At 62.5% G+C, this 26,839-nt stretch carries 28 protein-coding genes; 23 read left to right on the top strand and 5 right to left on the bottom strand.

Going from position 1 to position 26,839, the window contains the following annotated elements; all coding sequences use genetic code 11:
• The first annotated feature begins 18 nt into the window (after positions 1–18).
• From mlaD to tatC, 22 genes are all read left to right on the top strand, one after another.
• A complete protein-coding gene (mlaD, locus tag O3299_RS24390; RefSeq protein ID WP_070346035.1) occupies positions 19–489 on the top strand; it encodes an outer membrane lipid asymmetry maintenance protein MlaD in 471 nt (156 codons plus the stop codon).
• Positions 486–1,370, top strand: a complete 885-nt coding sequence (locus O3299_RS24395; protein WP_099666075.1) for a VacJ family lipoprotein — start codon at positions 486–488, stop codon at positions 1,368–1,370. Before mlaD ends, O3299_RS24395 begins: the two co-directional genes overlap by 4 nt.
• 72 nt (positions 1,371–1,442) lie before the next feature.
• Complete coding sequence (locus O3299_RS24400) at positions 1,443–2,078, top strand: phospholipid-binding protein MlaC (protein ID WP_099666076.1); 636 nt, start codon at positions 1,443–1,445, stop codon at positions 2,076–2,078.
• A 52-nt stretch (positions 2,079–2,130) separates the two neighbouring features.
• Positions 2,131–2,478: a lipid asymmetry maintenance protein MlaB gene (locus O3299_RS24405; RefSeq protein WP_077398229.1), complete on the top strand. Its 348-nt coding sequence runs from the start codon at positions 2,131–2,133 to the stop codon at positions 2,476–2,478.
• A gap of 210 nt (positions 2,479–2,688) precedes the next feature.
• The gene (locus tag O3299_RS24410; RefSeq protein ID WP_077398228.1) at positions 2,689–3,606 is read left to right on the top strand and encodes an ABC transporter ATP-binding protein; all 918 of its coding nucleotides are present in this window, start codon (positions 2,689–2,691) and stop codon (positions 3,604–3,606) included.
• Positions 3,603–4,364 (top strand): ABC transporter permease, encoded by a 762-nt coding sequence (locus O3299_RS24415; RefSeq protein WP_099379209.1) that lies wholly within the window; start codon positions 3,603–3,605, stop codon positions 4,362–4,364. The genes O3299_RS24410 and O3299_RS24415 overlap by 4 nt, the downstream gene beginning before the upstream one ends.
• A gap of 70 nt (positions 4,365–4,434) precedes the next feature.
• Positions 4,435–4,671: a BolA family protein gene (locus tag O3299_RS24420; RefSeq protein WP_034753824.1), complete on the top strand. Its 237-nt coding sequence runs from the start codon at positions 4,435–4,437 to the stop codon at positions 4,669–4,671.
• Positions 4,672–4,675: 4 nt separating this feature from the next.
• Positions 4,676–5,926 carry a UDP-N-acetylglucosamine 1-carboxyvinyltransferase gene (gene murA / locus O3299_RS24425; protein ID WP_099666078.1) on the top strand — a complete coding sequence of 417 codons (1,251 nt, stop codon included), beginning with the start codon at positions 4,676–4,678 and terminating at the stop codon, positions 5,924–5,926.
• A 12-nt stretch (positions 5,927–5,938) separates the two neighbouring features.
• Complete coding sequence (gene hisG / locus O3299_RS24430) at positions 5,939–6,607, top strand: ATP phosphoribosyltransferase (RefSeq protein ID WP_077398226.1); 669 nt, start codon at positions 5,939–5,941, stop codon at positions 6,605–6,607.
• Positions 6,608–6,633: 26 nt separating this feature from the next.
• Positions 6,634–7,959: a histidinol dehydrogenase gene (hisD, locus tag O3299_RS24435; protein WP_077398225.1), complete on the top strand. Its 1,326-nt coding sequence runs from the start codon at positions 6,634–6,636 to the stop codon at positions 7,957–7,959.
• The gene (locus O3299_RS24440; protein ID WP_305063380.1) at positions 7,956–8,921 is read left to right on the top strand and encodes a site-specific DNA-methyltransferase; all 966 of its coding nucleotides are present in this window, start codon (positions 7,956–7,958) and stop codon (positions 8,919–8,921) included. Before hisD ends, O3299_RS24440 begins: the two co-directional genes overlap by 4 nt.
• A 33-nt stretch (positions 8,922–8,954) precedes the next feature.
• A complete protein-coding gene (gene hisC, locus O3299_RS24445; RefSeq protein ID WP_305054672.1) occupies positions 8,955–10,049 on the top strand; it encodes a histidinol-phosphate transaminase in 1,095 nt (364 codons plus the stop codon).
• A gap of 19 nt (positions 10,050–10,068) precedes the next feature.
• Positions 10,069–10,659 (top strand): imidazoleglycerol-phosphate dehydratase HisB, encoded by a 591-nt coding sequence (hisB, locus tag O3299_RS24450; RefSeq protein ID WP_305063381.1) that lies wholly within the window; start codon positions 10,069–10,071, stop codon positions 10,657–10,659.
• Between the two features lie 38 nt (positions 10,660–10,697).
• Positions 10,698–11,336, top strand: coding sequence for an imidazole glycerol phosphate synthase subunit HisH (gene hisH, locus O3299_RS24455; protein ID WP_099666081.1), 639 nt, complete (start codon positions 10,698–10,700; stop codon positions 11,334–11,336).
• Between the two features lie 54 nt (positions 11,337–11,390).
• A complete protein-coding gene (hisA, locus tag O3299_RS24460; protein ID WP_070219639.1) occupies positions 11,391–12,164 on the top strand; it encodes a 1-(5-phosphoribosyl)-5-[(5-phosphoribosylamino)methylideneamino]imidazole-4-carboxamide isomerase in 774 nt (257 codons plus the stop codon).
• A gap of 60 nt (positions 12,165–12,224) precedes the next feature.
• Positions 12,225–12,986 (top strand): imidazole glycerol phosphate synthase subunit HisF, encoded by a 762-nt coding sequence (gene hisF, locus O3299_RS24465; protein ID WP_305054674.1) that lies wholly within the window; start codon positions 12,225–12,227, stop codon positions 12,984–12,986.
• Between the two features lie 26 nt (positions 12,987–13,012).
• On the top strand, positions 13,013–13,450 hold the full coding sequence (gene hisI / locus O3299_RS24470; RefSeq protein WP_034753847.1) for a phosphoribosyl-AMP cyclohydrolase: 438 nt from the start codon (positions 13,013–13,015) through the stop codon (positions 13,448–13,450).
• Entirely contained in the window at positions 13,447–13,818 is a 372-nt protein-coding gene (locus tag O3299_RS24475) for a phosphoribosyl-ATP diphosphatase (protein ID WP_034753849.1), read from the top strand. Before hisI ends, O3299_RS24475 begins: the two co-directional genes overlap by 4 nt.
• Before the next feature lie 15 nt (positions 13,819–13,833).
• Positions 13,834–14,205, top strand: a complete 372-nt coding sequence (locus O3299_RS24480; protein ID WP_305063382.1) for a histidine triad nucleotide-binding protein — start codon at positions 13,834–13,836, stop codon at positions 14,203–14,205.
• A gap of 80 nt (positions 14,206–14,285) precedes the next feature.
• Positions 14,286–14,522: a Sec-independent protein translocase subunit TatA gene (tatA, locus tag O3299_RS24485; protein WP_034780931.1), complete on the top strand. Its 237-nt coding sequence runs from the start codon at positions 14,286–14,288 to the stop codon at positions 14,520–14,522.
• 48 nt (positions 14,523–14,570) lie between these two features.
• Positions 14,571–15,104: a Sec-independent protein translocase protein TatB gene (gene tatB / locus O3299_RS24490; RefSeq protein WP_099666084.1), complete on the top strand. Its 534-nt coding sequence runs from the start codon at positions 14,571–14,573 to the stop codon at positions 15,102–15,104.
• Positions 15,101–15,856, top strand: coding sequence for a twin-arginine translocase subunit TatC (gene tatC, locus O3299_RS24495; RefSeq protein WP_289900548.1), 756 nt, complete (start codon positions 15,101–15,103; stop codon positions 15,854–15,856). The genes tatB and tatC overlap by 4 nt, the downstream gene beginning before the upstream one ends.
• Before the next feature lie 93 nt (positions 15,857–15,949).
• On the opposite strand, the gene O3299_RS24500 is transcribed toward tatC, so the two are convergent.
• The 5 genes from O3299_RS24500 to O3299_RS24520 form a co-directional block, all read right to left on the bottom strand.
• Complete coding sequence (locus O3299_RS24500) at positions 15,950–16,330, bottom strand: hypothetical protein (RefSeq protein WP_099666085.1); 381 nt, start codon at positions 16,328–16,330, stop codon at positions 15,950–15,952.
• A 182-nt stretch (positions 16,331–16,512) separates the two neighbouring features.
• Positions 16,513–18,372 carry a DUF885 domain-containing protein gene (locus O3299_RS24505; RefSeq protein ID WP_305063467.1) on the bottom strand — a complete coding sequence of 620 codons (1,860 nt, stop codon included), beginning with the start codon at positions 18,370–18,372 and terminating at the stop codon, positions 16,513–16,515.
• Between the two features lie 169 nt (positions 18,373–18,541).
• Positions 18,542–19,030 carry a hypothetical protein gene (locus O3299_RS24510; protein ID WP_289907022.1) on the bottom strand — a complete coding sequence of 163 codons (489 nt, stop codon included), beginning with the start codon at positions 19,028–19,030 and terminating at the stop codon, positions 18,542–18,544.
• A 69-nt stretch (positions 19,031–19,099) separates the two neighbouring features.
• Positions 19,100–23,281: a DEAD/DEAH box helicase gene (locus O3299_RS24515; RefSeq protein WP_305063383.1), complete on the bottom strand. Its 4,182-nt coding sequence runs from the start codon at positions 23,279–23,281 to the stop codon at positions 19,100–19,102.
• The gene (locus tag O3299_RS24520; protein ID WP_305063384.1) at positions 23,278–25,221 is read right to left on the bottom strand and encodes a S9 family peptidase; all 1,944 of its coding nucleotides are present in this window, start codon (positions 25,219–25,221) and stop codon (positions 23,278–23,280) included. The genes O3299_RS24515 and O3299_RS24520 overlap by 4 nt, the downstream gene beginning before the upstream one ends.
• A 200-nt stretch (positions 25,222–25,421) precedes the next feature.
• Here O3299_RS24520 and hemE point away from each other — a divergent pair, with 200 nt between their 5' ends.
• The gene (gene hemE, locus O3299_RS24525) at positions 25,422–26,507 is read left to right on the top strand and encodes a uroporphyrinogen decarboxylase (RefSeq protein WP_099666089.1); all 1,086 of its coding nucleotides are present in this window, start codon (positions 25,422–25,424) and stop codon (positions 26,505–26,507) included.
• The last annotated feature ends 332 nt before the right edge of the window (positions 26,508–26,839 follow it).

The following is a 26,839-nucleotide window of genomic DNA, read 5'->3' on the forward strand; positions in this document are numbered from 1 at the left end:
AATTATTTAGGATTGTTTATGCAACGTAAATCTTTGGATGTCTGGGTCGGCTTGTTCGTCTTGCTGGGTGTGGCGGCATTGATGTTTCTGGCGCTCAAGGCCGGCAATATGAGCTCGCTGTCTTTCAGCAAGACGTATACCATTAGTGCCAAGTTCGACAATATTGGCGGCCTCAAGCCGCAGGCGCCTGTCAAGGGCGCTGGCGTGGTGGTGGGGCGCGTGGCGGAGATCCGCTTTGACGACAAGACGTATCAGGCGCTGGTGAAACTCGACATCGAAGATGGCTACAAATTTCCGAAAGACAGCTCGGCCAAGATTTTGACGGCCGGTTTGCTGGGTGAGCAATATATCGGCCTGGAAGCAGGCGGCGATCTGGCGAACCTGGCGGAGGGCGACAAGATCGCCCGTACTCAATCGGCCACAGTGCTGGAAGACCTGATCAATCAGTTCATCTACAGCAAGGCAGCGGAAGGAAAGGACAGCAAATGAGCGAGTCGACCAAACAATCCCAAGGCAGCCTGGCGCGTATCGGCCTGGCCCTGGCCATCGCCGCCAGCGTGAGCGCTTGCGCCACCGGCACCAATCCGCGCGACCCGCTCGAGGGTTACAACCGCGCCATGTTCAAGTTCAACGACACCGTCGACCAGGTGGCCCTGAAACCGGTCGCCACGGCTTACAAGACCGTCACGCCATCGTTCGTGCAAACGGGTGTGGGCAATTTCTTCGGCAACTTGTCCGATGTGTGGAGCGCCGTGAACAACTTGCTGCAAGGCAAGGGTGAGGCGGGCTTGCAAGACGTCGTGCGCGTCAGCATGAACTCGACCTTCGGCATCTTCGGCCTGATCGACATCGCGTCGCAGGCGGGCATTCCGAAGCATAACGAAGACTTTGGCCAGACCCTGGGCTGGTATGGCGTCCAGCCTGGTCCGTACGTGATGCTGCCGCTGCTGGGCCCATCGACCGTGCGCGACACGGTGGCCCTGCCGCTCGATATCACGGGCGACCCATGGCGCTACAAGGAGCCTGTCTCGGTGCGCAATATCGGCACGGTGACGCGCGTGGTCGACAAGCGCGCCGCGCTGCTCGACGCGACCAACCTGATGGAAGCGGCCGCGCTGGACCGTTATGAATTCATCCGCGACGGCTTCCTGCAGGCGCGCGAAAGCAAGGTGTTCGATGGCGATACGGACCGCCGCGACCGCAAAGTGCCAAAAAACGACACCAGCGATTACGAGCCGGCCTATGAGGCGCAACCGCAGCCTGTCCCAGCGGAAACGCCGCCTGCGACGGCCGCGGCCGATGTGGCGCCGGCGGACCTCGTAACATCTGGTAGCAATACCGTGGCTTCCCAGGCTAGGCCTCAGGAGTAAACTGCGGTAAAGAAACACCACGGCTGCGATCGACGCCAGCCGGTGCATAGCAACACCATGAAAGGTAGAACCATGAAATTGATGAAACAACTGCTGGCGATGGCCACCATCGCCTTTGCCACCGCCGCCCAGGCCGCTCCCGCCGTGGAAGCGCCGGACGTCTTGGTCAAACGCATCAGCCAGGACGTGATCGAGACGGCCAAGAACGACAAGGCCATCCAGGCTGGCGATATCAAGCGCGTCACCGAATTGGTGGAAAGCAAGATCCTGCCGTACGTGGATTTCCAGCGCATGACGGCCCTGGCCGCCGGCCGCTTCTGGCGCGACGCCACGCCGGACCAGCAAAAACAGCTGTCCAGCGAATTCCGTACCCTGCTGATCTACACGTATTCGGGCGCCTTGTCGCAGATCAAGAACGAAACCGTGGAATTCAAGCCGCTGCGCGCCGACCCGGCCGACACGGAAGTGGAAGTGCGCTCGCAGGTGAACGTGGCGCGCGGCGAACCCGTGCCCCTGAACTACCGCGTGGCGAAAACCCCATCCGGCTGGAAGATCTATGACATCAACGTGCTGGGCGCGTGGCTGGTGGAAACGTACAAAAGCAGCTTCGCCAGCGAGATCAGCAAGGGCGGCATCGATGGCCTGATCAAGACCTTGCAGGCAAAAAACAAGGCCCTGGCCAGCCGTCCCGCTGCCAAAGCCAAATAATCGGCTATCATATAGCTCCTGACCCAGCTCCAGACCAGCGCAGCCCGACGCCATGCCCGACTCTCTCGACACCTTGCAGTCCCTGACTTCCCTGACCGTGCACAATGCCACTTCGGCATTGGAGCAGGGTCTGGACGCCATCCGCTCGGGTCAGACGAAGTTTGACTTGCGCAACGTCAAGGCCGTCGATTCGGCAGCCGTCTCCGTCATGCTGACGTGGCAGCGCGCCGCGCAGGATGCCGGCGGCGTGCTGGAGCTGAAAAACCTGCCGGACAACCTGAAAAACCTCACCAAGCTGTATGGCGTCTGCTCGCTCGTTTCGAGCACGTTGACGACCGACGACTGCGCCAGCGCCGGCGGCCACGCCGAACGCAGCCCGTCCGACCTGCATCATCATTGATCCTGTCCCACTCCCCGCATCAGCAGTAGCTTTCAAGCCGGCAGGCCAGCAGCGCCGCCGGATTGATCTCCAAGTGTTCCACGAAGTTTCCAACTATAATTGACTGTTGCGCCACCCTCTGCGGAAGGGGCGCCCTGCACCGGCCAGCCGGCCTGCATTGCACCGGCAACTGGCGCATCACACCAGACGCATTACACTTGAAACAAGCACATGACCGCAATTCAAATAACGAATGTAGAAAAGAGCTATAAATCGCTCAAGGCGCTGGGCGGCGTGTCGCTGGCCATCGAAGAAGGCGAGTTTTTCGGCCTGCTCGGCCCGAACGGCGCCGGCAAGACCACCCTCATTTCCATCATCGCCGGCCTGATACGCCCCGACGCGGGCACCGTCAAGATCCATGGCCACGACGTGGTCACGGACTTCCGCAATGCGCGCCGCAACCTGGGCGTGGTGCCGCAGGAGCTGGTGTTCGACCCGTTTTTCACCGTGCGCGAAACCCTGCGCCTGCAGTCCGGCTATTTCGGCTTGCCGAACAACGACAAGTGGATCGACGAGGTCATGGAAAACCTCGACCTGACCGGCAAGGCCGACACCAACATGCGCGCCCTGTCCGGCGGCATGAAGCGCCGCGTGCTCGTGGCCCAGGCGCTGGTGCACAAGCCGCCCGTCATCGTGCTCGATGAGCCGACGGCCGGCGTCGACGTGGAATTGCGCCAGACCCTGTGGAAGTTCATCTCGCGCCTGAACCGCGAAGGCGGCCACACGGTCGTGCTGACCACGCACTATCTGGAAGAGGCGCAAGCCATGTGCCAACGCGTGGCCATGCTGAAAACCGGCAAGGTGGTGGCGCTCGACACCATGTCGGCCCTGATCCGCCGCATCGCCGGCTCGCAGCTGCAGCTGCACCTCAAGAATGGCAGCCTGCCGGCCGACCTGCAGCACCTGGTGCTGCACCCGGAAGAACAACAGGCGCCGAACAAGTTCAGCCTGCGCGTCAACGAATACAGCGAAGTCGAAAAAATCCTCGCCCGCCTGCGCGAAGCGGGCGCCGAGATCGATGAAATGCAATTGCAACAAGCCGACCTGGAAGATATCTTCTTGCAGATCATGGATAAAGGTACCGTATGATTTCGACAGGATTTCGCACCCTCGTCTACAAAGAGACGCTACGCTTCTGGAAAGTGGCGACGCAAACCGTGGCCGCGCCCGTGCTCACGTCGATGCTGTACCTGCTGGTGTTCGGCCATGTGCTCGACGGCCGCGTGGAGCCGAGCCCCGGCGTCAGCTACACGGCCTTCCTGATTCCCGGCCTGGTGATGATGAGCGTGCTGCAAAACGCGTTCGCCAATTCCTCGTCCTCGCTGATCCAGTCCAAGATCACGGGCAACCTCGTGTTCGTGCTGCTCACGCCTTTGTCGCACTGGGAAATCTTCTCGGCGTATGTACTCGCTTCCGTCGCGCGCGGCCTGGCCGTGGGCTTTGGCGTTTTCGCCATCACTTGCTGGTTCGCCGACCTGTCGTTCGTCGCGCCGCTGTGGATCGTCGTCTTCGCCTTTTTGGGCGCCGCCATGCTGGGCACCATGGGTTTGATCGCCGGCATCTGGGCCGAGAAATTCGACCAGCTGGCCGCCTTCCAGAACTTCCTGATCATGCCGGCCACCTTCTTGTCGGGCGTGTTCTATTCGATCCACTCGCTGCCGCCGTTCTGGCAGACGGTATCGCATCTGAACCCCTTCTTTTACATGATCGACGGTTTCCGCTACGGCTTCTTCGGCGTGTCCGACGTCAGCCCGTGGCTTAGCTTGTCCATCGTCGCCGGCTTCCTCGTGATCCTGGCGCTGGCGTCGATCCGCCTGCTGAAGAGCGGCTATCGTTTGCGACATTGATTACGACACTCATTGCGCCGTTGATTGCGGCACATCACATCACTACATTATTCAATATCAAGGACTTATCGTGACCACCACTCCAGAACTGATCCACGGCTATCTGTCAGCCGGCCTCGAATGCACGCACCTCGAAGTGGAGGGCGATGGCCAGCACTTCCAGGCCGTGATCGTTTCGCCCGCGTTTGCCGGCAAGCGCCTGATCCAGCGCCACCAGATCGTCTACGCGGCGCTGGGCGACCGCATGCGCGAAGAAATCCACGCGCTGTCGATGAAAACCCTGACACCTGAAGAATTCCAAGGATAAGCACATGGACAAGCTCCTCATCAACGGCGGCAACCGCCTGAACGGCGACATCGCCATCTCCGGCGCGAAAAACGCCGCCCTGCCCATCCTGTGCGCGGGTCTCCTGACCGCGGGCGACCTGGACCTGACGAACGTGCCGCACCTGCACGACGTGGCCACCATGTTGAAGCTGCTGGGCCAGACTGGCCTGAAAGTGCAGCAGGACGGCGACCGCGTCGTTCTCAACGGCAGCGCCATCGACACCCTGGAAGCGCCGTATGAACTGGTGAAAACCATGCGCGCCTCGATCCTCGTGCTGGGCCCCCTGCTGGCGCGCTTCGGCGAAGCCAAGGTCTCGCTGCCGGGCGGCTGCGCCATCGGTTCGCGCCCCGTCGACCAGCACATCAAGGGTCTGGAAGCGCTGGGCGCCGAGATCCGCATCGAAGCGGGCTACATCTACGCCAAGTGTGCCAAGCTGAAAGGCGCGCGCATCGTCACCGACATGATCACCGTCACCGGTACCGAGAACCTGCTGATGGCAGCGACCCTGGCCGAAGGCGAGACTATCCTGGAAAACGCCGCCTGCGAACCGGAAGTGACCGACCTGGCGCACCTGCTGGTGGCCATGGGCGCGAAGATCGACGGCATCGGCACCAGCCGCCTGGTGATCCAGGGCGTCGATACCCTGCACGGCGCCTCGCACGCGGTGATCGCCGACCGTATCGAAACGGGCACCTTCCTGTGCGCCGTGGCGGCCACCGGCGGCGATATCACCTTGCGCAACGTGCGCACCGATATCCTCGACGCGGCGCTCGACAAGCTGCGCGCCATGGGCCTGACGATGACCTTCGGCGCCGACTGGATCCGCGCCGAGATGTCGGCCCGTCCGAACCCCGTCAGCTTCCGCACCACGGAATATCCGGGCTTCCCGACCGACATGCAGGCGCAGTTCATGGCCGTCAACACCATCGCCAATGGCGCCAGCCGCGTCACCGAGACGATTTTCGAGAACCGCTTCATGCACGTGCAGGAAATGAACCGCCTGGGCGCCGACATCACCATCGAGGGCAACACGGCCATCATCGCCGGCGTCAAGCAGCTGCGCGGCGCGCCCGTGATGGCGACCGACCTGCGCGCCTCGGCGTCGCTGGTGATCGCGGCCCTGGCTGCCGATGGCGAAACCCTGATCGACCGCATCTATCACCTCGACCGCGGCTACGACCGCATGGAAGTGAAATTGTCGGCCGTCGGCGCGAACATCGTACGCATTAAATAACAAGGAACGAGCATGAACGGATCGAACACGGGCGACAATTCGCAGCTGATACTGGCGCTCTCGAAAGGCCGCATTTTTGAGGACACCATGCCGCTGCTGGAAGCGGCCGGCATCAAGGTGCTGGAAAACCCGGAGACCTCGCGCAAGCTGATTTTGGCCACCAACGATCCGAACGTGCGCGTCATCATCGTGCGCGCCAGCGATGTGCCGACCTACGTGCAGTACGGCGCGGCCGATTTCGGCGTGGCGGGCAAGGATGTCTTGCTGGAACACGGCGGCGAAGGCCTGTACCAGCCGATCGACCTGAATATCGCCTCTTGCCGCATGTCGGTGGCGGTGCAGGCCGGTTTTGACTACGAAAAGGCCGTGCACCAGGGCGCGCGCCTGCGCGTGGCCACCAAGTTCGTGCACACGGCGCGCGAGCATTTCGCCGCCAAGGGCGTGCACGTCGACCTGATCAAGCTGTATGGCTCGATGGAGCTGGCGCCCTTGGTGGGCCTGTCGGACGCCATCGTCGACCTGGTCAGCACGGGCAGCACTTTGCGCGCGAACAACCTCGTCGAGGTCGAGCACATCATGGAAATTTCGTCGCGCCTGGTGGTCAACCAGGCTGCGCTCAAGCTCAAGCGCGAGCGCTTGCAGCCGATCATCGAGGCGTTTGAACGCGCTTCGCAAGCCTAGATACCTTCAGTAGCAGAAAGCCGATTATGCCGATACAGATACGCAAGCTCGATTCAAGCCAGGATGGTTTCCAACAATCGCTCGATACGCTGCTGGCGTTCGAGGCGGGCACCGATGCAGCGATTGAAACGTCGGTCGCAAAAATCCTGGCCGATGTGAAAACGCGCGGCGATGCCGCCGTACTGGAATACACCAACCGTTTCGACCGCATCCCGCATGGCGGCGCGGCGGAAATGGCGGCGTTTGATATTTCGCAAGCCGAATTGCAGGCAGCCTTGAACGGCTTGCCGTCGGCCCAGCGTGAGGCGCTGCAGATCGCCGCGCAGCGCATCCGCGCCTTCCACGAACGCCAGCGCGAGGAATTGCGCGGCTTTACCTACACCGAGCCCGATGGCACGGTGCTGGGCCAGAAGATCACGCCGCTGGACCGGGTCGGCATCTACGTCCCGGGCGGCAAGGCCGCCTACCCGTCGTCCGTGCTGATGAACGCCATTCCCGCGCATGTGGCGGGCGTGGGCGAAATCATCATGGTCGTGCCGACGCCCGACGGCGTGAAAAACCAGATGGTGCTGGCCGCCGCCGCGATTGCCGGCGTGACGCGCGTGATCACCATCGGCGGCGCACAAGCCGTCGGCGCGCTGGCCTACGGCACGCAGACGATTGCCGCCGTGGACAAGATCGTCGGTCCCGGCAACGCCTACGTGGCCGCCGCCAAGCGCCGCGTGTTCGGCATCGTCGGCATCGACATGATCGCTGGACCGTCGGAAATCCTCGTGCTGTGCGACGGCACGACGGACCCCGACTGGGTCGCGATGGACCTGTTTTCGCAGGCCGAGCACGACGAACTGGCGCAAGCGATCCTGCTGTGCCCCGACGCCGATTACATCGCGCAAGTCGAGGAGAGCATCGCCAAGCTGCTGCCGACGATGCCGCGCCAGGCCACCATCAGCACGTCGCTGGCCGACCGCGGAGCGCTGATCAAGGTGCGCAGCATGGCAGAAGCGTGCGAGATCGCCAATGCCATCGCCGCGGAACACCTGGAAATCTCGGCGGAAAACCCGCAGCAGTGGGCCGAGCAGATCCGCCACGCGGGCGCCATGTTCCTGGGCCGCTTTTCGTCCGAATCGCTGGGCGACTATTGCTGCGGTCCCAACCACGTGCTGCCGACCTCGCGCACGGCGCGCTTTTCGTCGCCGCTGGGCGTGTACGACTTCCAGAAGCGCTCGTCCATCATCCACGTCAGTGAAGCGGGCGCGCAAACCCTGGGCCGCGTCGCCGCCACCCTGGCGTATGGCGAAGGCTTGCAGGCGCACGCGCGCAGCGCCGAACTGCGTCTGAAGCCGCAGCCATGACGAAGTTGGCGGAGCAGCCGGACTGGGTCAACCGGGTCTATTGCGAAGATGCGCTGGCGGGGCTGGCGCGCATTCCCGATGGCTCGGTGGACCTGATCCTGACGGATCCGCCGTACAACCTGGGCAAGGATTACGGCAATGCCTCGGACCAGCAGTCGGTGGCCGACTACCTGCGCTGGACGGAGCAGTGGATCGATGCGGCGCTGCCCAAGCTGAAAGCCAACGGCAGTCTGTATATCTTCCTGACCTGGCGCTATTCGCCGGAGATCTTCGTCATGCTGAAACAGCGCATGGCGATGATGAATGAAATCATCTGGGACCGCCGCGTGCCGTCCATGGGCGGCAGCGTGCGCAGCTTTTCATCGGTGCACGACACCATCGGCTTCTTCGTCAAGCGCAAGGATTACTACTTCGACCTTGACGCGGTGCGCATCGCCTACGACGCGGCCACCAAGAAAGCCCGTTCGCGCTCGATCTTCATCGGCGCCAAATGGCTGGAAGTGGGCTACAACCCGAAAGACTTGTGGAGCGTGTCGCGCCTGCACAAGGAACACCCGGAACGGGCCGACCACCCGACGCAAAAGCCGCTCGAAATCATCGAGCGCATGCTCAAGGCTTCGTGCCCGCCCGGCGGCGTGGTGCTCGACCTGTTCATGGGCAGCGGCACCACGGCCCTGGCGGCGAAGCGCTGCGGGCGCGATTTCGTCGGCTTTGAGCTGAATCCCGATTACTGCGCCATCATCGAACAGCGATTGGCGGCGCTGGCGCAGGAGCTGGCCGAACCGGCCGTGCCGAAGGCGGAAAAGAAGGCGCCGGCCAAGCGCCGCGCCGCCGCCGCCGTGCCCAAGGCCGCCAAGGCGGCCAGTAAAAAACCGGCTGCCGTGAAAAAACCGCCCGCCGCGAAAAAAGCGCCGGCCCGCAAGGCGCGCAGCGCCGCCGTGCCGGAAGACGTCGTCATTTAGTCTCCATTTAATTCCATCAGGAGTGTTTGCAGCATGTCTTTCCTCGATCAGTTAATCAGCAACACCGTGCGGTCCGATGTGCGGGCCGTCAAAAGCTATCAGGTAGCCGATGCCAGCGGTTACATCAAACTCGATGCGATGGAAAATCCGTATCCGCTGCCGGCGCAGCTGCGCGAAGAGCTGGGCGCGCGCCTGGCCGGCGTGGCGCTGAACCGCTATCCGCCGTCGTACGCCAGCCTGCAGGCGGCCATCTGCGCCAAGCTGGGCGTGCCCGCCGGCTTCGACGTCATACTGGGCAACGGCTCCGATGAGCTCATTTCCATCCTGGCCATGGCGTGCGCCCACCAGGAGCCGGGCAAGCGCGCCGTGCTGCTGGCGCCCGTGCCGGCCTTCGTCATGTATGCGCGCTCGGCGCAGTTCGCCGGCATGGATTTCGTCGGCGTGCCCTTGAAGAGTGATTTCAGCCTGGACATGGACGCCATGCTGGCGGCCATCGAACAGCATCGCCCGGCGCTGGTATTCCTCGCCTATCCGAACAACCCGACGGGCAACCTGTTTGCCAGCGCCGACATCGAACGCATCCTGGCCGCCCTGGGCGACACGGGCATCGCCGTCGTCGACGAAGCGTACGAGCCGTTCGCGCAGCACAGCTTCATGGGCCGCCTGCCCGAGTTCGAGAACCTGGTGGTGATGCGCACCGTGTCGAAACTGGGCCTGGCCGGCATCCGCCTCGGCTACATGTCGGCCGCGCCGGCCCTGCTGGCGCAATTTGAAAAAGTGCGCCCGCCGTATAACGTGAATGTGCTGACGCAGACAGCGGCCGAATTCGCGCTCGACCACCTCGATGTGTTGAATGCCCAGGCGGATCTGCTCAACAGCGCGCGCGATACGCTGGCGCTGCGCCTGGCGGAGCTGCCGGGCGTGACCGTGTTTCCCTCGAAGGCAAATTTTCTTCTGATTCGTGTGGCTGATTCCGACGATGTTTGCGCAAAACTGCTTGCCCGCAGGGTTTTAATTAAAAATATGAGTAAAATGCATGCTGCGCTGGCCAATTGCCTGCGCATCAGCGTCAGCACCCCGGAAGAGAATTCCCTTTTTTACGATGCCTTCAAGGCATCCCTCGTTTAGCCTATCGCCAGAGCCTCCCATGAACCGCACCGCAGAAATCACGCGCAACACCAATGAGACGCAAGTTCGCGTCGCCCTCAACCTCGATGGCACGGGCCAGCAAAAGCTCAATACCGGCGTGCCCTTCCTCGACCATATGCTGGATCAGATCGCCCGCCACGGCTTGATCGACCTGGATATCGAAGCGACGGGCGACGTGCATATCGACAACCACCATACGGTGGAAGACGTGGGCATCACCCTGGGCATGGCCGTGGCCAAGGCTATCGGCGACAAGAAGGGCATCCGCCGCTACGGTCATGCGTACGTGCCGCTGGACGAGGCGCTGTCGCGCGTGGTGCTCGATTTTTCGGGCCGCCCGGGCATCGAATACCACATCCCGTTTACGCGCGCCAGGATCGCCGGCTTCGATGTCGACCTGACGCTGGAATTTTTCCGCGGCTTCGTCAACCATGCGGGCGTGACATTGCATATCGACAACTTGCGCGGTACGAATGCCCACCATCAATGCGAAACCGTGTTCAAGGCCTTTGGCCGCGCGCTGCGCATGGCTGCCGAGCTCGACGAGCGCGCGGCCGGCATCATTCCATCGACCAAGGGCAGCCTGTAAGCGCCGCTCTCGCTATATTGTAGATTCCGGGATCAAACATGAATAAAATTGTGGTGGTGGATTACGGCATGGGCAACCTGCGCTCGGTGGCGCAGGCCCTGCGCGCCGTGGCGCCGGAAGCCGACGTGCGCATTTCCGGATTGGCGCAAGACATCGACAGCGCTGACCGCATCGTCTTGCCGGGCCAGGGCGCCATGCCCGACTGCATGCGCAGCCTGCGCGAATCGGGCGTGCTCGAAGCGCTGCTGCGCGCTGCCGACAGCAAGCCCGTGCTGGGCGTGTGCATCGGCGAGCAAATGTTGTTCGACGGTAGCGAAGAGGGCGATGCGGCCGGTTTGGGCTTGCTGCCAGGCAAAGTCGTGCGCTTCCAGCTCGACGGCCAGGTGCAGGAAGACGGCTCGCGCTTCAAGGTGCCGCAAATGGGCTGGAACCAAGTACGGCAAACGGCGTCCCATGTCATGTGGGATGGTATCGCCGACAACGCCTATTTTTACTTTGTGCACAGCTATTTTGCTCAACCTCAAGAAGCGGCGCACACGGTGGGCGAGACTGTCTATGGCGCGCCGTTTGCTTGTGCCGTCGCCCGTGATAATATTTTCGCGACACAGTTTCACCCTGAAAAAAGCGCTGCCGCTGGCTTGCAGCTGTACAAGAACTTCGTTCACTGGCAACCTTAACGTTAGCTACCCGGCTTTTTTTCCGCCTCTCACTCACTCTAAATCACACTGACCATGCTGCTCATTCCCGCCATCGACCTGAAAGACGGTCACTGCGTACGCCTGAAACAAGGCGATATGGAACTTGCCACCGTATTTTCCGAAGACCCGGCCGAGATGGCCCGCCATTGGCTGATGCAAGGCGCGCGCCGGCTGCACCTGGTCGACCTGAACGGCGCCTTTGCCGGCAAGCCGAAGAACGAAGGCGCCGTGAAAGCCATCCTGAAGGCCGTGCAAGATTTCGCCGTGGAAAATGACATCGAGGAAATCCCCGTGCAGCTGGGCGGCGGCATCCGCGACCTCGACACCATCGAGCGCTACCTCGACGCCGGCATCACCTACATCATCATCGGCACGGCGGCCGTGAAAAGCCCCGGCTTCCTGCACGATGCCTGCGGTGCCTTCCCGGGCCACATCATCGTCGGCCTCGACGCCAAAGATGGCAAAGTGGCAACGGATGGCTGGAGCAAGATGTCGGGCCACGAAGTGATCGACCTGGCGAAAAAATTCGAAGCCTACGGCGTCGAATCGATCATCTACACGGACATCGGCCGCGACGGCATGATGGGCGGCATCAATATCGAGGCCACCGTCAAGCTGGCGCAAGCCGTCAAGATCCCCGTCATCGCTTCGGGCGGCCTGCACAATATCGGCGACGTGGAAGCGCTGTGCGCGGTCCAGGCCGAAGGCATCGAAGGCGTGATCTGCGGCCGTTCCATCTATGAAGGCACGATCGACCTGGCGCAGGCGCAGGAACGCGCCGACGAACTGACCGACGCCGCCGTTTAAGCCAGCCCGGCCGGGGTGTGCGCGTGCACGCCCTGGCCTGGCGACAATCTGGATACCATCATGCTTGCAAAACGTATCATCCCCTGCCTGGACGTGACCAATGGCCGCGTTGTCAAAGGCGTCAATTTCACGGAATTGCGCGACGCCGGCGACCCGGTGGAAATTGCCCGCCGTTATGACGAGCAGGGCGCCGATGAAATCACCTTCCTCGACATTACCGCCTCGAGCGACAACCGCGGCCTGATCTTCGACATCATCGAAGCCGTGGCGTCGCAAGTGTTCATTCCGCTGACCGTGGGCGGCGGCGTGCGCGTGGTGGAAGACGTACGCCGGCTGCTCAACGCGGGCGCCGACAAGGTCAGCATCAACACCTCGGCCGTGACGAATCCCCAACTCGTGTACGAGGCGTCGCAAAAGCATGGCTCGCAGTGCATCGTCGTCGCCATCGACGCCAAGCAAGTGTTGCCCGGTAAGTGGGAAGTGTTTACCCATGGCGGACGCACTGCCACGGGCCTGGACGCCTTTGACTGGGCGCGTAAAATGGAAAGCCTGGGCGCCGGCGAAATCTTGCTCACCAGCATGGACCGCGACGGCACCAAGGTGGGCTTCGACCTGGGCCTGACGCGCGGCGTGTCCGACGCCGTCAGCATCCCCGTCATCGCTTCGGGAGGCGTGGGCGGCTTGCAAGACCTGGTCGATGGCATCAAGGTGGGCCGCGCGGACGCCGTGTTGGCCGCCAGCATCTTCCACTATGGCCAGCACACGGTGCAGGAAGCCAAGCAGTTCATGGCGCAGCAGGGCATTCCCATGCGCCTGGCGTAAATAAAATAGTACCCGGGATACAGAACATGCAAAACGGAACCATCGTAGCAAGCAATGCCAAGTGGCTGAAAAAGGTCAAATGGGACGAGCACGGCCTGGTGCCCGTGATCGCGCAGGAAGCGGGCAGCAACGACGTGCTGATGTTCGCCTGGATGAACCGCGACGCGCTGGCGCGCACGGTGGAACTGGGCGAAGCCGTGTACTGGAGCCGTTCGCGCAAGAAACTGTGGCACAAGGGCGAAGAATCCGGCCACACGCAAAAGGTGCTGGAAATCCGCCTCGATTGCGATGAAGACGTGGTCTTGCTGAAAATCGAACAAGCCGGCGGCATCGCCTGCCATACGGGCCGCCATTCGTGCTTCTTCCAGAAATTCGAAGGCGACGAAAAAACGGGCGAATGGCAAGTCACCGACCCCGTCCTGAAAGACCCCGAGACGATTTACGCGGAAAGCAAGAGCAAATGAGTGAAACGTTAAAACGCCTGGCCGCCGTGATCGAATCGCGCAAGCTGGCCAACGGCGGCGACCCCGCCACCTCCTATGTCGCGCGCCTGTTTGCCAAGGGCGATGACGCCATCCTGAAAAAAATCGGCGAAGAAGCGACGGAAACGGTGATGGCCGCCAAGGATGCGCGTCGCGACAACGACCCGTCGAAGGTCTTGTACGAATGCGCCGACCTGTGGTTTCACAGCTTGGTGATGCTGGCGCAGTTCGACCTGACGCCGCAGCAGGTGCTCGACGAGCTGGCGCGCCGCGAAGGCTTGTCCGGCCTGGAAGAAAAGGCGGCACGCAAGGATGAGCTGCGCGACGCCGGCGAAACAGACAAACATTGATCTATTGGAGCGTGCGTGGATAACTGTATTTTTTGCAAGATTGCTGCAAAACAAATTCCCTCGACCATCGTGTATGAAGACGAGGACTTGCTGGCCTTCAAGGACATCAACCCGGCCGCCCCCGTGCATTTGCTGTTGATCCCGAAGCGCCACGTGGCCAGCCTGTCCGACTGCGATGACAGCCAGACGGAGATGCTGGGCAAGCTGCTGCGCCTGGCGCCGAAGCTCGCTGCCGAGTTCGGCTGCGCCGTCACGTATGACGCCGATGGCGCGCCTGCCGGCGGCTTCAAGACCATGATCAACAGCGGCCCGAACGGCGGGCAAGAGGTGTATCACCTGCACATGCATGTGTACGGCGGTCCCCGCCCCTGGCGCGGTCAACACTGATTTCGCTGCGCGCCGGGTTCGCGTGTATACTACCGGCATTGGTCGACGCTATTCGGGCACCGTCCCGCAAGGAGAATGTGATGGGTTCATTGAGTATTTGGCACTGGGTGATCGTTCTGGTCATTGTGATGCTGGTCTTCGGCACCAAGAAACTGGGCAATATCGGCGGTGATATCGGCAAGGCCGTCAAAGGCTTCAAGGATGGCGTCAAGGGCGAAGATGACGCCCCGGCAGCCAATACCCCTCCTGCTGCGCCATCGCAAGTGGCCGACAAAAGCACCATCGACGTCGAAACGAAAGAGAAAAGCAAGTTCTGATAGCGTGGCGGGGCGCTTGCCTCGTCCGGTAACAGCCCTTGTCCGCTTATGATCGATCTCGGTCTCTCTAAAATCGCCATCATCGGCGTGGTTGCGTTGATAGTCATCGGCCCTGAAAAGTTGCCGAGAGTGGCGCGCATGGCCGGTACCCTGTATGGCCGCGCGCAACGCTATCTGAACCAGGTGAAATCCGAAGTCTCGCGCGAAATTGAAATGGAAGAGCTGAAAAACCTGCAGAAGGAAGTGCAGGATGCGGCCCATTCCGTCAAGCAAAGCGTGGAGAAATCCATGCATGGCGTGGAAAACTCGATCTCCGGCAACCTGGCCGAGGTGGAAAGCGCCTGGCGCGGCGATGCCAGTGCGTATGAGGGGCAGCACGACGCCCATGAAGCCATGCTGCGCGCCACCAACGATGACCTGGCCCGCAAGGCGCGCGAATTCCGCCGCAAGAAGCTGGTGCGCAATTCCGCCATCCCCGGCTGGTACAAGCAGCGCCATGGCGGCAAGCTGCACGTGCAGTCGGCGGCCGCCCGCGTGGCGCGCTTTCGTCCGCGCGCCAGTTCCTCCTCCTTTTACTCATGAGTAGCAAATCTCCGGTGGAAGAAACCTTTATCTCGCATCTGGTCGAGCTGCGCAACCGCCTGGTCAAGGCCTCGATCGGTATCGCCGTCGTCTGCGCCGTGCTGTTTTACTGGCCCGGGCCTTCGCATATCTACGATTTTATTGCGGCGCCGATGATCGCCTCGCTGCCGGCCGGCTCGAAAATGATCGCCACCGGCGTCATTTCGCCGTTCCTGGTGCCGATGAAAGTGACCCTGGTGATCGCCTTCATCGTCGCCTTGCCCTGGGTGCTGTACCAGATGTGGGCCTTCATCGCCCCCGGCCTGTATACGCATGAAAAGCGCCTGATCGCACCGCTGGTGATTTCGTCGTCCCTGCTGTTCATGGCCGGCGTGGCCTTCTGCTATTTCTTTGTGTTTGGCCGCGTGTTCCACTTCATCAGCGATTTCTCTCCCTCGTCGATCGCCGTCACGCCCGATATCGAAAACTACCTCGATTTCGTCATGTCGATGTGCCTGGCCTTTGGCGCCACCTTCGAGGTACCGGTGGTGGTGGTGATCCTCGTGCGCATGGGGCTCGTTTCCATCGCGAAACTCAAGGAAGTGCGTCCCTATATCATCGTCGGCGCCTTCGTGATCGCCGCCATCGTCACACCGCCGGACGTGGTCAGCCAGTTCTCGCTGGCCATCCCGATGTGCCTGCTGTTCGAGCTGGGCCTGTTGGTGGCGCCCATCTTCGTTAGGGCCACCCAGGCGCCGGAAGAAGCGTCCTAGACGCAAGCTGGCACGTGCAAGATACGCAGGCAAAAGCCGCTGACCTCCTTCCGGAGCAGCGGCTTTTTCATGGTTGCGCAAGTGAGTGCGTGCTTACTGCAGCATCAGCTTGCTGAGGATGCCCAGGTTGAGCAGGATCAGGGTGCTCATCATCCAGTACACGTGTTTCATGTCGGCGCCATGGCGCAAGTCCATGCGTTCCAGGCGGGCGTCGAATTTTTGCTCCAGTGCATCTATTCTGGTATCGAATTTCAGTTCCAGCGCATCCACTCTGGTATCGACCTTTTGCGCCACCAGCTTGATTTCCCCCAGCAGATTGCGCTCCATCGCCGCCAGCTCGCCATGCACGACCACGGCCGAACCCAGTACTTCACCCAGCGCCGTCGCATGCGCTTCCGCCTGTTGCGTGGGCACGCCGGCCGAGGCGAGGCGTTTGGCGTAATCGAGGGTGTCGAACTGGATGGGCATATGCATGGACGCTCCTGTATCCAGCCTAGCAGGAAAATCGGCAATTGCCAGTGAGGAGTGCGGTGGCGCCTGCCTTCACAGCAGATTAACGACTATGGGCCGCGACGGTTTGCGCTGGCGCAAATGCTGACGCAAAGGCAAAAAAAAGGGCGCCGCGGCACCCTTTGCAAGCTGACGGCGAGCGCCAGTTAATTCATCAATTCCTTGATGACTTTCACGGGCGCGCTGCCGTAGCTGAGGAATTGCTCATGGAAATCCTTCAGCACGAATTTGTTGCCCAGCGCTTGCTTGCGCTGTTCGCGCAAGTCCATGATTTCGCTGTAGCCGCTGAAATAGCTGGTCAGTTGCACCGAGCTCAGCTGCACGCGGCGCCATTTTTCCTTGGCTTCACGCTGGGTCTGGAAGGCTTGGCGCGTCAGCAGGTCGAGCGCCTGCGCTTCCGTCATGCCCTGCACGTGCACGCTGTAGTCGAGGATGGTATTGGTGACGCTGCGCAAGTTCCACTTCGAATACATCAGCCACATTTCCGGCGCGTTATTGCCATAGCCGGACTCGAGCATCATGCGTTCGCCATACACGGCCCAGCCTTCGATCATGGCGCCATTGCCGAAGATGGACTTGACCAGCGACGGCGACTTGTTGGCGTACACGAGCTGCGTGTAGTGGCCGGGGATGGCTTCGTGGATATTCAGGATCTGCAAGATCCAGTGGTTGTACTCGCGCAAGCTGCTTTCCGCCTGTTCCGGCGTTTCGCCGTCGAGCGGCGTCACGTTGTAATAGGTGCGGTCTTGCGGGCGATACGGGCCGGGCGCTTCGATGCTGGCGCCGGCCACGCCGCGCTGGTAGGCGGGCGTTTCGCGCACGACCAGGGGCTTTTTCGGGTCCATCGTCAGCAGGTTGTGGCTGGTTACCCATTCCTGCAACTCGGGAATCTGGCGGCGGATTTCCGGTACGAAATCGGCAGGCGCCACATGATTGCTGGACAGCTTGTCGATCACCATGCCGATCTTTGCCGTGCGGTCCGCCGGCTTGGCCGTGGCGCCCATGGTTTTCACCCACAGCTCGTCGGACAGGCTATCCATGTGCTCGAGCAGCTTTTCGCGCGCGGCCAGGGCTTTCTGGTACATCTGCTCGGCGCTCACGCTGGCCTGGATATCGTAGGCGAATTTCTGCTCATACAACTCCTTGCCGATGCGGAAGGAGCGCGCGTTGCCGTTCTGCGCCAGCGCGGCATCCTGTTCCGTCAGCCACGCGGCGTAGCCTTGCACGGCCGTGCGGGCCGCGGCGATGCGGACGGTGTACAGCTGTTTTTCCACCGGCGTCAGGATGGAGCCCTGTGCCGTCTTGTTCAGGTCGTCAAGCACGCTGAGCACGCCGGCGCTCTGGGCGATGGCCAGCTGCGTGTGTTCGCGCGTGGGGTGATTGATACTGGCGCGCGCGGCCGCATAGTATTGCGGCACGCTGGCGATGCGCTTGAGCAAGGTGCGCAGGCGCTGCGGCTGGGCCGCGTATTCCGTGTTCAGGATGAAGTCGATGGAACCGGCCACGTTGTATTGGGCGGGATTCCATTCGAATTCGCGGAAGGTGGTCAGATACCAGCGGTCCGATTGCAGTTTATTCGTCAGCAAGGCCAGGTCGGTACGTTGCTTGTCCGACATTTTGCTCGCATTCAGCTTGCCGAATTTACCCAGCCATTCTTCGATGAAGGCCAGTTGCTTCTGGCGGCTGGCCGCGTCGGGAATGCTCAGGTTGGCGGCGCCATCGTATTTGCCGACCGAAATCGCGCTTTCCGGATCCAGGCGCCACAGGGCCGTAAGGAACTGGCCGCTGAGGTTATTCATGGAGCGGTCGCTGCTGTTCTCGCTGGCGACGGCCGCTACCGTGGCTGCCGTGGCGGCGCTGACGACGGCCGCTTTCTTGCCGACGGTTTTTTTCTTGCTGCTGCTGGTGCTGGCCTTGCCTTGCTTCTGCGGCTTCTTGGCGGCGCTGGCCGGTGTCAGGGTAAAGGCCATCATCAATGCGGCGAGCGCAACTTTATTTTTTATCAGCATAGTTTATCTCTTGAATATTTTGCTGTTTGTCCTGATCAGAAAATAATAAACTGATAATATAAGTAACAAACAACTATTGAAAGGTTGGCCTTGCTTGCCTGGGCGGCCCAAAGATTAGCATTAATTGCCGCCGCTGCGCAGTTTTTTGCGCCGGGAGCGCGCCGCGCTAGACGACGATGGCGCTGCCGTGCAGCAATTCCTGGTGCCGCGCATTGATGGCCGCCACGGCATCCTTGCCGCGCGCCATGCCGGTGGCGTGGATTTCCGTTTCCTGCGTGTAGCGCTGGCTGACTCGTACCGTATAGGACTGGAACAGCCAGCTCCAGAAGTTCGTTTCATAGACGGCTTCATCCATGTCGCGCCATTTGACGCCCGTCAGTTTCTTTTTCCACGGCAAGATACCGGACGCCAGCCATACGCCCGCCTCATCAATGTACAGCTGATAGCTGCGGATGGTCAGCAGGCGGTAGCCGACGATCAGGGCCGAGCCGATCAGCACGACGAAGGCGGCGCGCGCGTTGTACTTGAAGGCCAGCGGCAGGGCGGCAAAGAACAGCAGCACGGCGATGAGGAAGGTGCTGACGTAGGCGGTCCAGGATTTGCCGCATAAAAAGGTGGCGCGCTGGCCGGCGCTGGTGGCGATATAGTCGGTCATGGCGTGGCATTAAAACAGGGAAAAACGATCATCGCATGGAACGCGGTGGCGCCGCTCATTTTTTCAATCTCATTGATTCAACCCCTCCTGCAGCATGCCCAGCATGTCATTGGCCGACATGCGCGCGGCCGCGTCGCTGCCTTCCAGCAGGCTGTCGGCCAGGTCGCGCTTGTGCTGATGCAATTCGACGATGCCTTCCTCGATCGTGTGCTTCGCCACCAGCCGGTAAATGGTGACGGGGCGCAATTGCCCCATGCGGTGGGCGCGGTCCGACGCCTGGTCTTCCACGGCGGGGTTCCACCACGGGTCCATGTGGATCACGTAGTCGGCCGCCGTCAAATTGATGCCCATGCCGCCCGCCTTCAGGCTGATCAGGAAAACGTCGCCCTCGCCCGCCTGGAAGGCGTCGACGCGGCGCTTGCGTTCCTGCATGGGCGTGCTGCCATCGAGATACTGGTAACTGACGCCATGCTGCTCCAGGTGCTGGCGGATCAGGGTCAAATGGTCGACGAACTGGCTGAAGACGAGCACCTTGTGGCGGTTTTCCAGCAAGCCCGACAACAACTGGGCGAACGCCGCCAGCTTGCTGCTGGCCAAGCCCAGCTCGGGCGCCACCAGTTGCGGGTTGCAGCAGGCGCGGCGCAGCTTCATGATCTCGGCCAGGATCTGGATGGCTTTTTTCGACGCCGGCCCTTCCACCATGGCCAGTTTTTCCAGTGCTTCGCGACGCAAGGATTCGTACAGCGCCGTTTCCTGCGGCGACAATTCCACTTCCAGCACGATTTCCGTGCGCGACGGCAATTCCGACAGCACTTGCGTCTTCGTGCGGCGCAGGATGAATGGCGCGATCAGGCGGCGCAGCCGCAGGCGCGCGCCGGCCGCTGCCCGCTTGTCTTGATCTTTCTCAATGGGACCGGCGAAGCGTAAATTAAACTGGTCGAGGGTGCCCAGCAAACCGGGGTTGATGAAGCGGAACAGGTTCCACAATTCACCCAGGTGGTTTTCCAGTGGCGTGCCGCTGGCCACCATGCGGAAGTCCCCCTGCAGGGCCATCACGGCTTGCGAGCGCTTGGTGGCGCCATTCTTGATGGCTTGCGCTTCGTCGAGCACGATCGTATGCCAGCGCACGCCGGCAAACATAGTGGCTTCCTGTTGCAGCAAGCCATAGCTGGCCACCACCACGTCGAACGGCTGCAGTGTTTCCAGCATGTCGGCGCGGTCGCCGCTGCCGAACAATTTGATGTTCAAGGTGGGCGCGAAGCGCTGCGCTTCGCTGATCCAGTTCATGCATACGGATGTGGGGGCGACGACGAGAGTGGGGCCGTGCGGCGCGCGCGCCAGGATCAGCGCCAGCGCCTGCAAGGTCTTGCCGAGTCCCATGTCGTCGGCCAGGCAGGCGCCCACGCCCCAGTGCGCCAAGCGCGCCAGCCAGTTAAAACCGGCCAGCTGGTAGTCGCGCAAGTCCGCCTGCAAGGTGCTGGGCAGTTGCGGCTGATAGTCGTCGAGCGCGCGCAGGCGCAGCAAGTGTTCGCGCCACAGTTTGTCGGCCTTCACGCCGCCCGCATCGTTGGCCAGCTCTTCCAGCGCGAAGGCGGCCAGCGGGTGGATGTGCACGCCGTCGGCATGCGCCTCGCCATACGCGGCCAGTTCCGACAGGCGGCGGTGCAATTCGTCGCTGAGGGCGAGGAACTGGTTGTCGCCCAGGGCCACGAAGCGGCTTTTATTGTTCTGCATCAAGTCCAGCAGGGCGCGCAAATCCATCACCTTGTCTTCATCGATCTGCACTTCGCCGCTGGCGGCAAACCAGTCTTTCTCGCTCTTGATATTCAGGCGCATCTGGCCGCTGTCGATGCGTTTCGACACGCGCATGGTTTCGCCCTCGGGCCAGGCCAGCACCATGCCGTCCGGGTCCAGCGCCTGCAATTCCACCAGCAATTGCAAGCCCAGGGCAGGCTGGCCCAGCAGCCACTCGCCATGCTCTTCTTCCGCCTCTTCCAGCACCAGGCAGCGACCGATGAGCTGGCGCTGCGCTTCGCGCTCCGCGTTCAAGTCGCGCCGCGCTTGCACGGCCCGGCCCGCCACATCGGCAAACACGCTTTCGGCGCCGCTGCCCGGTGCGTAATAGGCGCCGTTGTCGAGCAATGGGCGCACCAGAATCTGCATTTTCAGACCCTGCTGGTAGGGCAGCAGATGCACGTGCAGGCGGTGGTCGGCCGTGATCGCTTCCGCATCGCCCGCGCCGCCGCCGATGTCTGATTGCACGGTAACCATGGACGAGATGGCGCCGATCGCCTGCATCACCTGTTTTTCCGCATGCAGGGGCACGGACAGGCCCAGGCCCACGATGGCGCCGATGCGCCGGTGCTCGTCGAGGATGTGCACCACGCGCAAACGCGTCGGCGTCTCGCGCTGCACCACCACATTGCTGCCGTTGTCGGGCAGCGGCGGCTGCATGCCCAGCCACAGCTGCCCCTCGTGCGACTTGATGAGGAGCTCGGGCGCGCCGGCGATCAGCTCCACGCGCGTGTCGGGGTGGTCGAGCCAGAACACGAGCGGGTGGCCCACCAGCAAGACGGCTGCCTTGTCCAGCTCGACTTCATAGCGGGGCGCCGACGAATAATATTGTTTAAAAGGCGCGATGCTGCCCGCCGCGCGCGCATCCTGCGGCGTGAGGAAATCGATGTCGCCCGCCTCCTCGGCCAGGCGTTTCAAGCCCATGGCGCGGCCCTTGCTCCAGCCGCCCCGCGCGTCGCGCTTCTGCTCGCGCACTTCCACGGCCGTCAGGCCGAAGCGCGGGTCGAACGCCACCAGCCACACGAGGCGCGAGACGCCGCCCAGCGCCTCGGCGGGTGCGTTCTGCTGCAGGTTGATCAGCGCGCTCAGCTGGCGCTGCCACGCTTCCTGGCGCTCGAACCACGGCGCCATGTCCGTCAAGCCGTGTTGCGCCCGTTTGGCCGTCGCATAGCGCTCCTGCTGCGGCTCGCCCATCAAGCCCAGCAAGCCGGCCGCCTGCGCCGCGATCAAATCGTAGCCGGCCGCGTCCGCTTGCTGCACCAGCGATCGCAGCTGGTCCTTGCGTTCGCTCAACTGCGGCAGCGCCAGCCAGTAGTACAACAAGGCTTGGAACAGCTGCGCCTGCAGTGCCGTTTCCCAGCTGCGCGTGGGGATGCTTTCCGCCGGCTGCACGCCGGCGCGCACCAGGCGCAGGGTATTGAGTTGCTGGTAGACGATGCTGTCGTGGTTCGGCTGCGCATGCAGGGCGATATCGAGGTAAGTTTCCGCGCTTTTCAGCAGCTTGGCGTCGTTGCTGCGCAGCAAGGCTAGCACGTACAAGTGGCCGCCGATGCCCGTGAAGCACAGCTTGCGCTTGCCTGTTTCCTTGCGCAAGCCCTTCAAGGCTGTCTCGAAGCCCGCCACGGCGTGCGCATGTTCGCCGCGCAACAGGGCGATGCTGCTGTCGAGAAACAGTACCTGCGGGCCCTGCTGGCCTGCCAGGTAGCGCGCAGCCGCATCGAGTTCGCCGCACAGCAGGGCGTCTTCGGCCAGGGCCAGCGGCAGGGCGGCGCCGATATGGTCGCCGGCCGCCGCCTGGCGCGCGTGGTGCGCGCGCGCGTACGCGCGGATGGCGTGCGCCGTGCCCGGCTCGCGCGGCGCATTGCCCAGCAGCACGGCGAGGATGTCATCCTGCAGTTGCGGCATGACGAAAGACAACATTTCCGGCTCGAACGGCCGGCCGAAGATTTCGATCAGCGGATGCAGCTGCTGCGCTTCATAGCACGCCATGCAGGCGGCCAGGATGGCGGCCACGTGGCGTACCTCGTCATTGCGCAGCAGGGCGATGCGCAGGCGCGCCACGCCTTGGCGGTAGCTGCGCAGCTCCACATAGCCATCCCAGTTGCGGCGCACGGGATTGATCAGCTCGATGGCCTGGCACAGGTCGCGAAACACCAGGTGTTCGATGGCCGCGCGCATGGCGGGCCAGCGCAGCCTCGCTTCGCAGGCGAAGCCCCGTCCCACGATTTCCGACGCCAGCGCCAGGCGTGTCAGCCGCAGCAGCATGTTCGTCACCACCAGCAGGGAAAACGGCGTGCCGTCCGGTTCGACGACATTGGCGCGCTGCAAGTGTTCATACACGGCATGCTTGCCCACCGGTTCGCCCGTGATCGCCAGCAGGGCCAGGATCATTTGCTCATGCTGCTCCAGTGCGGCGAACTCGTCCAACAGATGCTGGTCGACATTTTGCTCGGTCATGCGGGCAAATTGGCGATATGCACGGGAGGTTCGCCAGCCGCCACGGGCAGGCCGAACACGCGCTGGTAGAAATACAGTTCCGCGTCCAGGGTGCGCACGATGTTTTCCGCCTTGCGGAAGCCGTGGCCCTCGCCTTCGAGCGGGACATACGCGACGGGCACGCCGCGCGCCTGCAGGGCGTCGACCATCAGCTGCGACTGCTGCGGCGGCACCACCTTGTCATCGAGACCCTGGAAGAAGATCATCGGGCGCGACAGTTTATCCGTGTGGTGGATGGGCGAGCGCTCGCGGTACAGCGCCTCGGCTTGCGGCTGCGAAGCGATCAGGTAGTCGGTGTAGCGCGATTCGAACTTGTGCGAATCGTTGTCCAGGCCCTTCAGGTCGGATACGCCGTAGTAACTGGCGCCCGCCTTGAAGACGTCGTGGAAGGTCAGTGCGCACAGGGTCGTCAGGCCGCCCGCGCTGCCGCCGCGGATGATCAGGCGTTCCGGGTCGGCCAGGCCGTTGGCGGCCAGGTAGCGCGCGCCGGCGATGCAGTCTTCCACGTCGACGATGCCCCACTGCCCGCGCAGCGCGTCGCGGTACTCGCGGCCGAAGCCGCTGCTGCCGCCATAGTTGACGTCGAGCACGCCGATGCCTCGGCTGGTCCAGTACTGCGTCGCCAGTTTCAAGGTATTGCTGGCCATGCTGGTGGGGCCGCCGTGGCTGATGACGATGACGGGTGGCAACGTTCCTGCCGGCGCCTGCATGTCGCCATTCGTGGGCGCATAAAAGAAGGCGTGCGCCGTGCGGCCATTGTTGCTCGGATAGCTCAAGCTGCGCGGCACGGACAGGTAGCCGAGCGCAGGCAGGGCAGCGATCGACTGCGCCAGCACTTCCAGTTCATGGTTGGCCAAATCGATGCGCGCCAGTTCCAGCGCGATGGTGGGGCTGCCGCCCAGCAGCGCGACGAAGCCGGGGCCCACGCGCAGCTCGCGGATTTCCTGGTACGGGTGCGGTATCGGCTCCAGCTTGGCCGCCGCCACGTTCAATTGCGCCAGGTAGCTGATGCCGGCCTGGATATACGTGCAGACGATCTCGTCGTCGGACAGGAAACCGTACATGCTGCCGCCGAAAGTCCAGTGCGGCGTGGCAAATTCCGCTTCCATCGGGCACAGCGCCTCGATGTCGGCGCCGTGCAGGCGGTACAGGTTCCACCAGCCGCTGCTGTCGGACACGAAGTGCAGCAAGCCGTTCGGCGACCATTCCGGTTGGCAAATCGACTCGCGCGCGCCGCCGGCGATCAGGCGCGGCGAGCCGAGGCTGCCATCTGCCTGCACGTCGGCCAGCCACAGTTCCGTGCCTTGCCACGGCAGGCGCGGGTGGTCCCAGCTGATCCAGGCCAGCTGGCTGCCGTCCGGCGACAAACGCGGCGCCGCATAGAAATCGTGGCCGCGCGCCAGCACCGTTTCGCGCCCGTCGAAGCCGACGGCGGCCAGGCTGTTTTCCGGCAGGGCATGGCCTTCCTGCGGATGCTGTTCGCGCACGGCGATCAGGCGGGAACGGGCCGCATCGACGACGAAATCCGCATGGCGCGTGTTGCCGCCGGTGGTGAACGCTGCGGGCGCGGCGTCGCCGCTCACGCGGTACAGGCAATTGTCGGCGAAATGCGAAAAGTAGACGGTATCGCCGGCCACGGCATACGCGCCGCCGCCATATTCATGCACGCGGGTGCGCACATTGAAGGGTGCCGGCGTCAATTCATCGACGCGCGCGCCGCGCTGGCGCAGCAGGGTGTTGCGGCCCGCCTCGCTGGCGCGCCCGGCCAGCCAGAACACGTCGCCGTCATCCGCACCGCCCAGGGCCAGCTGCGTCAGCGGCGAGGCGCCGGCGGCGACGATGGCCGCGCTGATCGGCGATGGCCAGATGCCATAAGGGGTGCTGGATGCGGTCGAGGTCATGCGGGCTCCGTATAGTGAGGGGATCAAGGGCCGCCAGGCAGGGTCAAGGCGCGCGGCGGCGTGCATCATCATAATGGAAGGGCTGGCACAACGAAAGTCATCGCTGTGCGTGGCAAATGCTGCAAAGCGGCACCGGAATCAATGAAATGGCGGCGATTGGATGCGATAATACCGCTTCTCCAAGCTATTGATTGCCTTCCATGCCACAATTTGCTCCGCTCCAGAACGATACTTTCCTGCGCGCCTTGCTGCGCCAGCCGACCGAGCACACCCCAGTCTGGCTGATGCGCCAGGCAGGCCGCTATTTGCCCGAATACCGCGCCACGCGCGAGCGGGCCGGTTCCTTCCTGGGCCTGGCAAAGAATCCCGATTACGCCACGGAAGTGACCTTGCAGCCCCTGGAGCGTTTCCCGCTCGACGCGGCGATCCTGTTTTCCGACATCCTGACGGTGCCTGACGCCATGGGCCTGGGCCTGTATTTCGCCGATGGCGAAGGCCCGAAGTTCGAGCGCCCGCTGCGCACGGAACAGGACGTGAAGGCATTGCAAGTGCCGGACCTGGAATCGCTCGACTACGTCTTCAAGGCCGTCACGCAAATCCGCACGGAACTCAACGGCCGCGTGCCGCTGATCGGTTTTTCCGGCAGCCCGTGGACTCTGGCGTGCTACATGGTGGAAGGCGGCGGCTCGAAAGAGTTCCACACCATCAAGAAGATGCTGTACAACCGCCCGGACCTGATGCACCACATCCTGGCCATCAACGCCACTTCCGTGGCGCAGTACCTGAATGCGCAAATTGATGCCGGCGCGCAAGCCGTGATGATTTTCGATTCCTGGGGCGGTGCGCTGGCCGATGGCGCCTACCAGGAATTCTCGCTGGCCTATATGCAGCAAGTGGTGGCGCAATTGAAACGCGACAAGGATGGCGTGAAAATCCCTGCCATCGTGTTTACCAAGGGCGGCGGCCAGTGGATCGAGCAGATCGCCGACATCGGCGCCGATGCCGTGGGCCTGGACTGGACCGTCAACCTGACGCGCGCGCGCCAGCTGGTGGGCCATAAAGTGGGCTTGCAGGGCAATCTGGACCCGGCCATCCTGTTCGCCAGCCCCGAGCAGATCCGCGCCGAAGTGGCGAAAGTGCTCAACGCCTTCGGCGCGCCGTCGGAAGGCACGGGCCACGTGTTCAACCTGGGCCACGGTATTTCCCAGTTCACGCCGCCGGAATCGGTGGCAGCCATGGTGGAAGCCGTGCACAGCATGAGCCGCGCCATGCGCAGCGGCCAGTAAGTAGCCGTTTTCCCCTGGCGCAGGGGCAGAAAGGCAGGCTTTCCAGCGGAAGCCTGCCTTTTTCTTTGCTGCGCCTTCGCAAGAAATACCGACTTATGCACAATTTTTTTTGCTGCGGAAATAAGAGGCAGTCGAAAAGCCATGCCCGGGGATGCTCTGCAAGTGCTTGATTATTAAGACATAAAAAAAGCCTTGTTCGGCGGACTTTGTTGCTATTGATAAGGTTATTCTTTCGTTCGCCTGCCTTATTCCTTCATTGTCCACAAAGTTATCAACAGATTCTGTGGATAAAATTGAAAAGTATTTTGTTAACCGATACTTAGCGCCGATGT

This window comes from Janthinobacterium sp. SUN176 (assembly GCF_030587335.1).
GTDB classification, from domain to species: Bacteria; Pseudomonadota; Gammaproteobacteria; order Burkholderiales; family Burkholderiaceae_D; genus Janthinobacterium; species Janthinobacterium kumbetense.

What these genes read in the sequence shown, in the direction of transcription:
- O3299_RS24395 (WP_099666075.1), top strand. Translation starts at nt 486, where the DNA reads ATGAGCGAGTCGACCAAACAATCCCAAGGCAGCCTGGCGCGTATCGGC.
- O3299_RS24410 (WP_077398228.1), top strand. Translation starts at nt 2,689, where the DNA reads ATGACCGCAATTCAAATAACGAATGTAGAAAAGAGCTATAAATCGCTC.
- tatC (WP_289900548.1), top strand. Translation starts at nt 15,101, where the DNA reads ATGAGTAGCAAATCTCCGGTGGAAGAAACCTTTATCTCGCATCTGGTC.
- murA (WP_099666078.1), top strand. Translation starts at nt 4,676, where the DNA reads ATGGACAAGCTCCTCATCAACGGCGGCAACCGCCTGAACGGCGACATC.
- tatB (WP_099666084.1), top strand. Translation starts at nt 14,571, where the DNA reads ATGATCGATCTCGGTCTCTCTAAAATCGCCATCATCGGCGTGGTTGCG.
- O3299_RS24520 (WP_305063384.1), bottom strand. Translation starts at nt 25,221, where the DNA reads ATGACCTCGACCGCATCCAGCACCCCTTATGGCATCTGGCCATCGCCG.
- O3299_RS24510 (WP_289907022.1), bottom strand. Translation starts at nt 19,030, where the DNA reads ATGACCGACTATATCGCCACCAGCGCCGGCCAGCGCGCCACCTTTTTA.
- hemE (WP_099666089.1), top strand. Translation starts at nt 25,422, where the DNA reads ATGCCACAATTTGCTCCGCTCCAGAACGATACTTTCCTGCGCGCCTTG.
- O3299_RS24500 (WP_099666085.1), bottom strand. Translation starts at nt 16,330, where the DNA reads ATGCATATGCCCATCCAGTTCGACACCCTCGATTACGCCAAACGCCTC.
- hisC (WP_305054672.1), top strand. Translation starts at nt 8,955, where the DNA reads ATGTCTTTCCTCGATCAGTTAATCAGCAACACCGTGCGGTCCGATGTG.
- hisH (WP_099666081.1), top strand. Translation starts at nt 10,698, where the DNA reads ATGAATAAAATTGTGGTGGTGGATTACGGCATGGGCAACCTGCGCTCG.
- hisD (WP_077398225.1), top strand. Translation starts at nt 6,634, where the DNA reads ATGCCGATACAGATACGCAAGCTCGATTCAAGCCAGGATGGTTTCCAA.
- hisG (WP_077398226.1), top strand. Translation starts at nt 5,939, where the DNA reads ATGAACGGATCGAACACGGGCGACAATTCGCAGCTGATACTGGCGCTC.
- O3299_RS24475 (WP_034753849.1), top strand. Translation starts at nt 13,447, where the DNA reads ATGAGTGAAACGTTAAAACGCCTGGCCGCCGTGATCGAATCGCGCAAG.
- hisF (WP_305054674.1), top strand. Translation starts at nt 12,225, where the DNA reads ATGCTTGCAAAACGTATCATCCCCTGCCTGGACGTGACCAATGGCCGC.
- O3299_RS24415 (WP_099379209.1), top strand. Translation starts at nt 3,603, where the DNA reads ATGATTTCGACAGGATTTCGCACCCTCGTCTACAAAGAGACGCTACGC.
- O3299_RS24515 (WP_305063383.1), bottom strand. Translation starts at nt 23,281, where the DNA reads ATGACCGAGCAAAATGTCGACCAGCATCTGTTGGACGAGTTCGCCGCA.
- tatA (WP_034780931.1), top strand. Translation starts at nt 14,286, where the DNA reads ATGGGTTCATTGAGTATTTGGCACTGGGTGATCGTTCTGGTCATTGTG.
- hisI (WP_034753847.1), top strand. Translation starts at nt 13,013, where the DNA reads ATGCAAAACGGAACCATCGTAGCAAGCAATGCCAAGTGGCTGAAAAAG.
- O3299_RS24440 (WP_305063380.1), top strand. Translation starts at nt 7,956, where the DNA reads ATGACGAAGTTGGCGGAGCAGCCGGACTGGGTCAACCGGGTCTATTGC.
- mlaD (WP_070346035.1), top strand. Translation starts at nt 19, where the DNA reads ATGCAACGTAAATCTTTGGATGTCTGGGTCGGCTTGTTCGTCTTGCTG.
- O3299_RS24405 (WP_077398229.1), top strand. Translation starts at nt 2,131, where the DNA reads ATGCCCGACTCTCTCGACACCTTGCAGTCCCTGACTTCCCTGACCGTG.
- O3299_RS24400 (WP_099666076.1), top strand. Translation starts at nt 1,443, where the DNA reads ATGAAATTGATGAAACAACTGCTGGCGATGGCCACCATCGCCTTTGCC.
- hisA (WP_070219639.1), top strand. Translation starts at nt 11,391, where the DNA reads ATGCTGCTCATTCCCGCCATCGACCTGAAAGACGGTCACTGCGTACGC.
- hisB (WP_305063381.1), top strand. Translation starts at nt 10,069, where the DNA reads ATGAACCGCACCGCAGAAATCACGCGCAACACCAATGAGACGCAAGTT.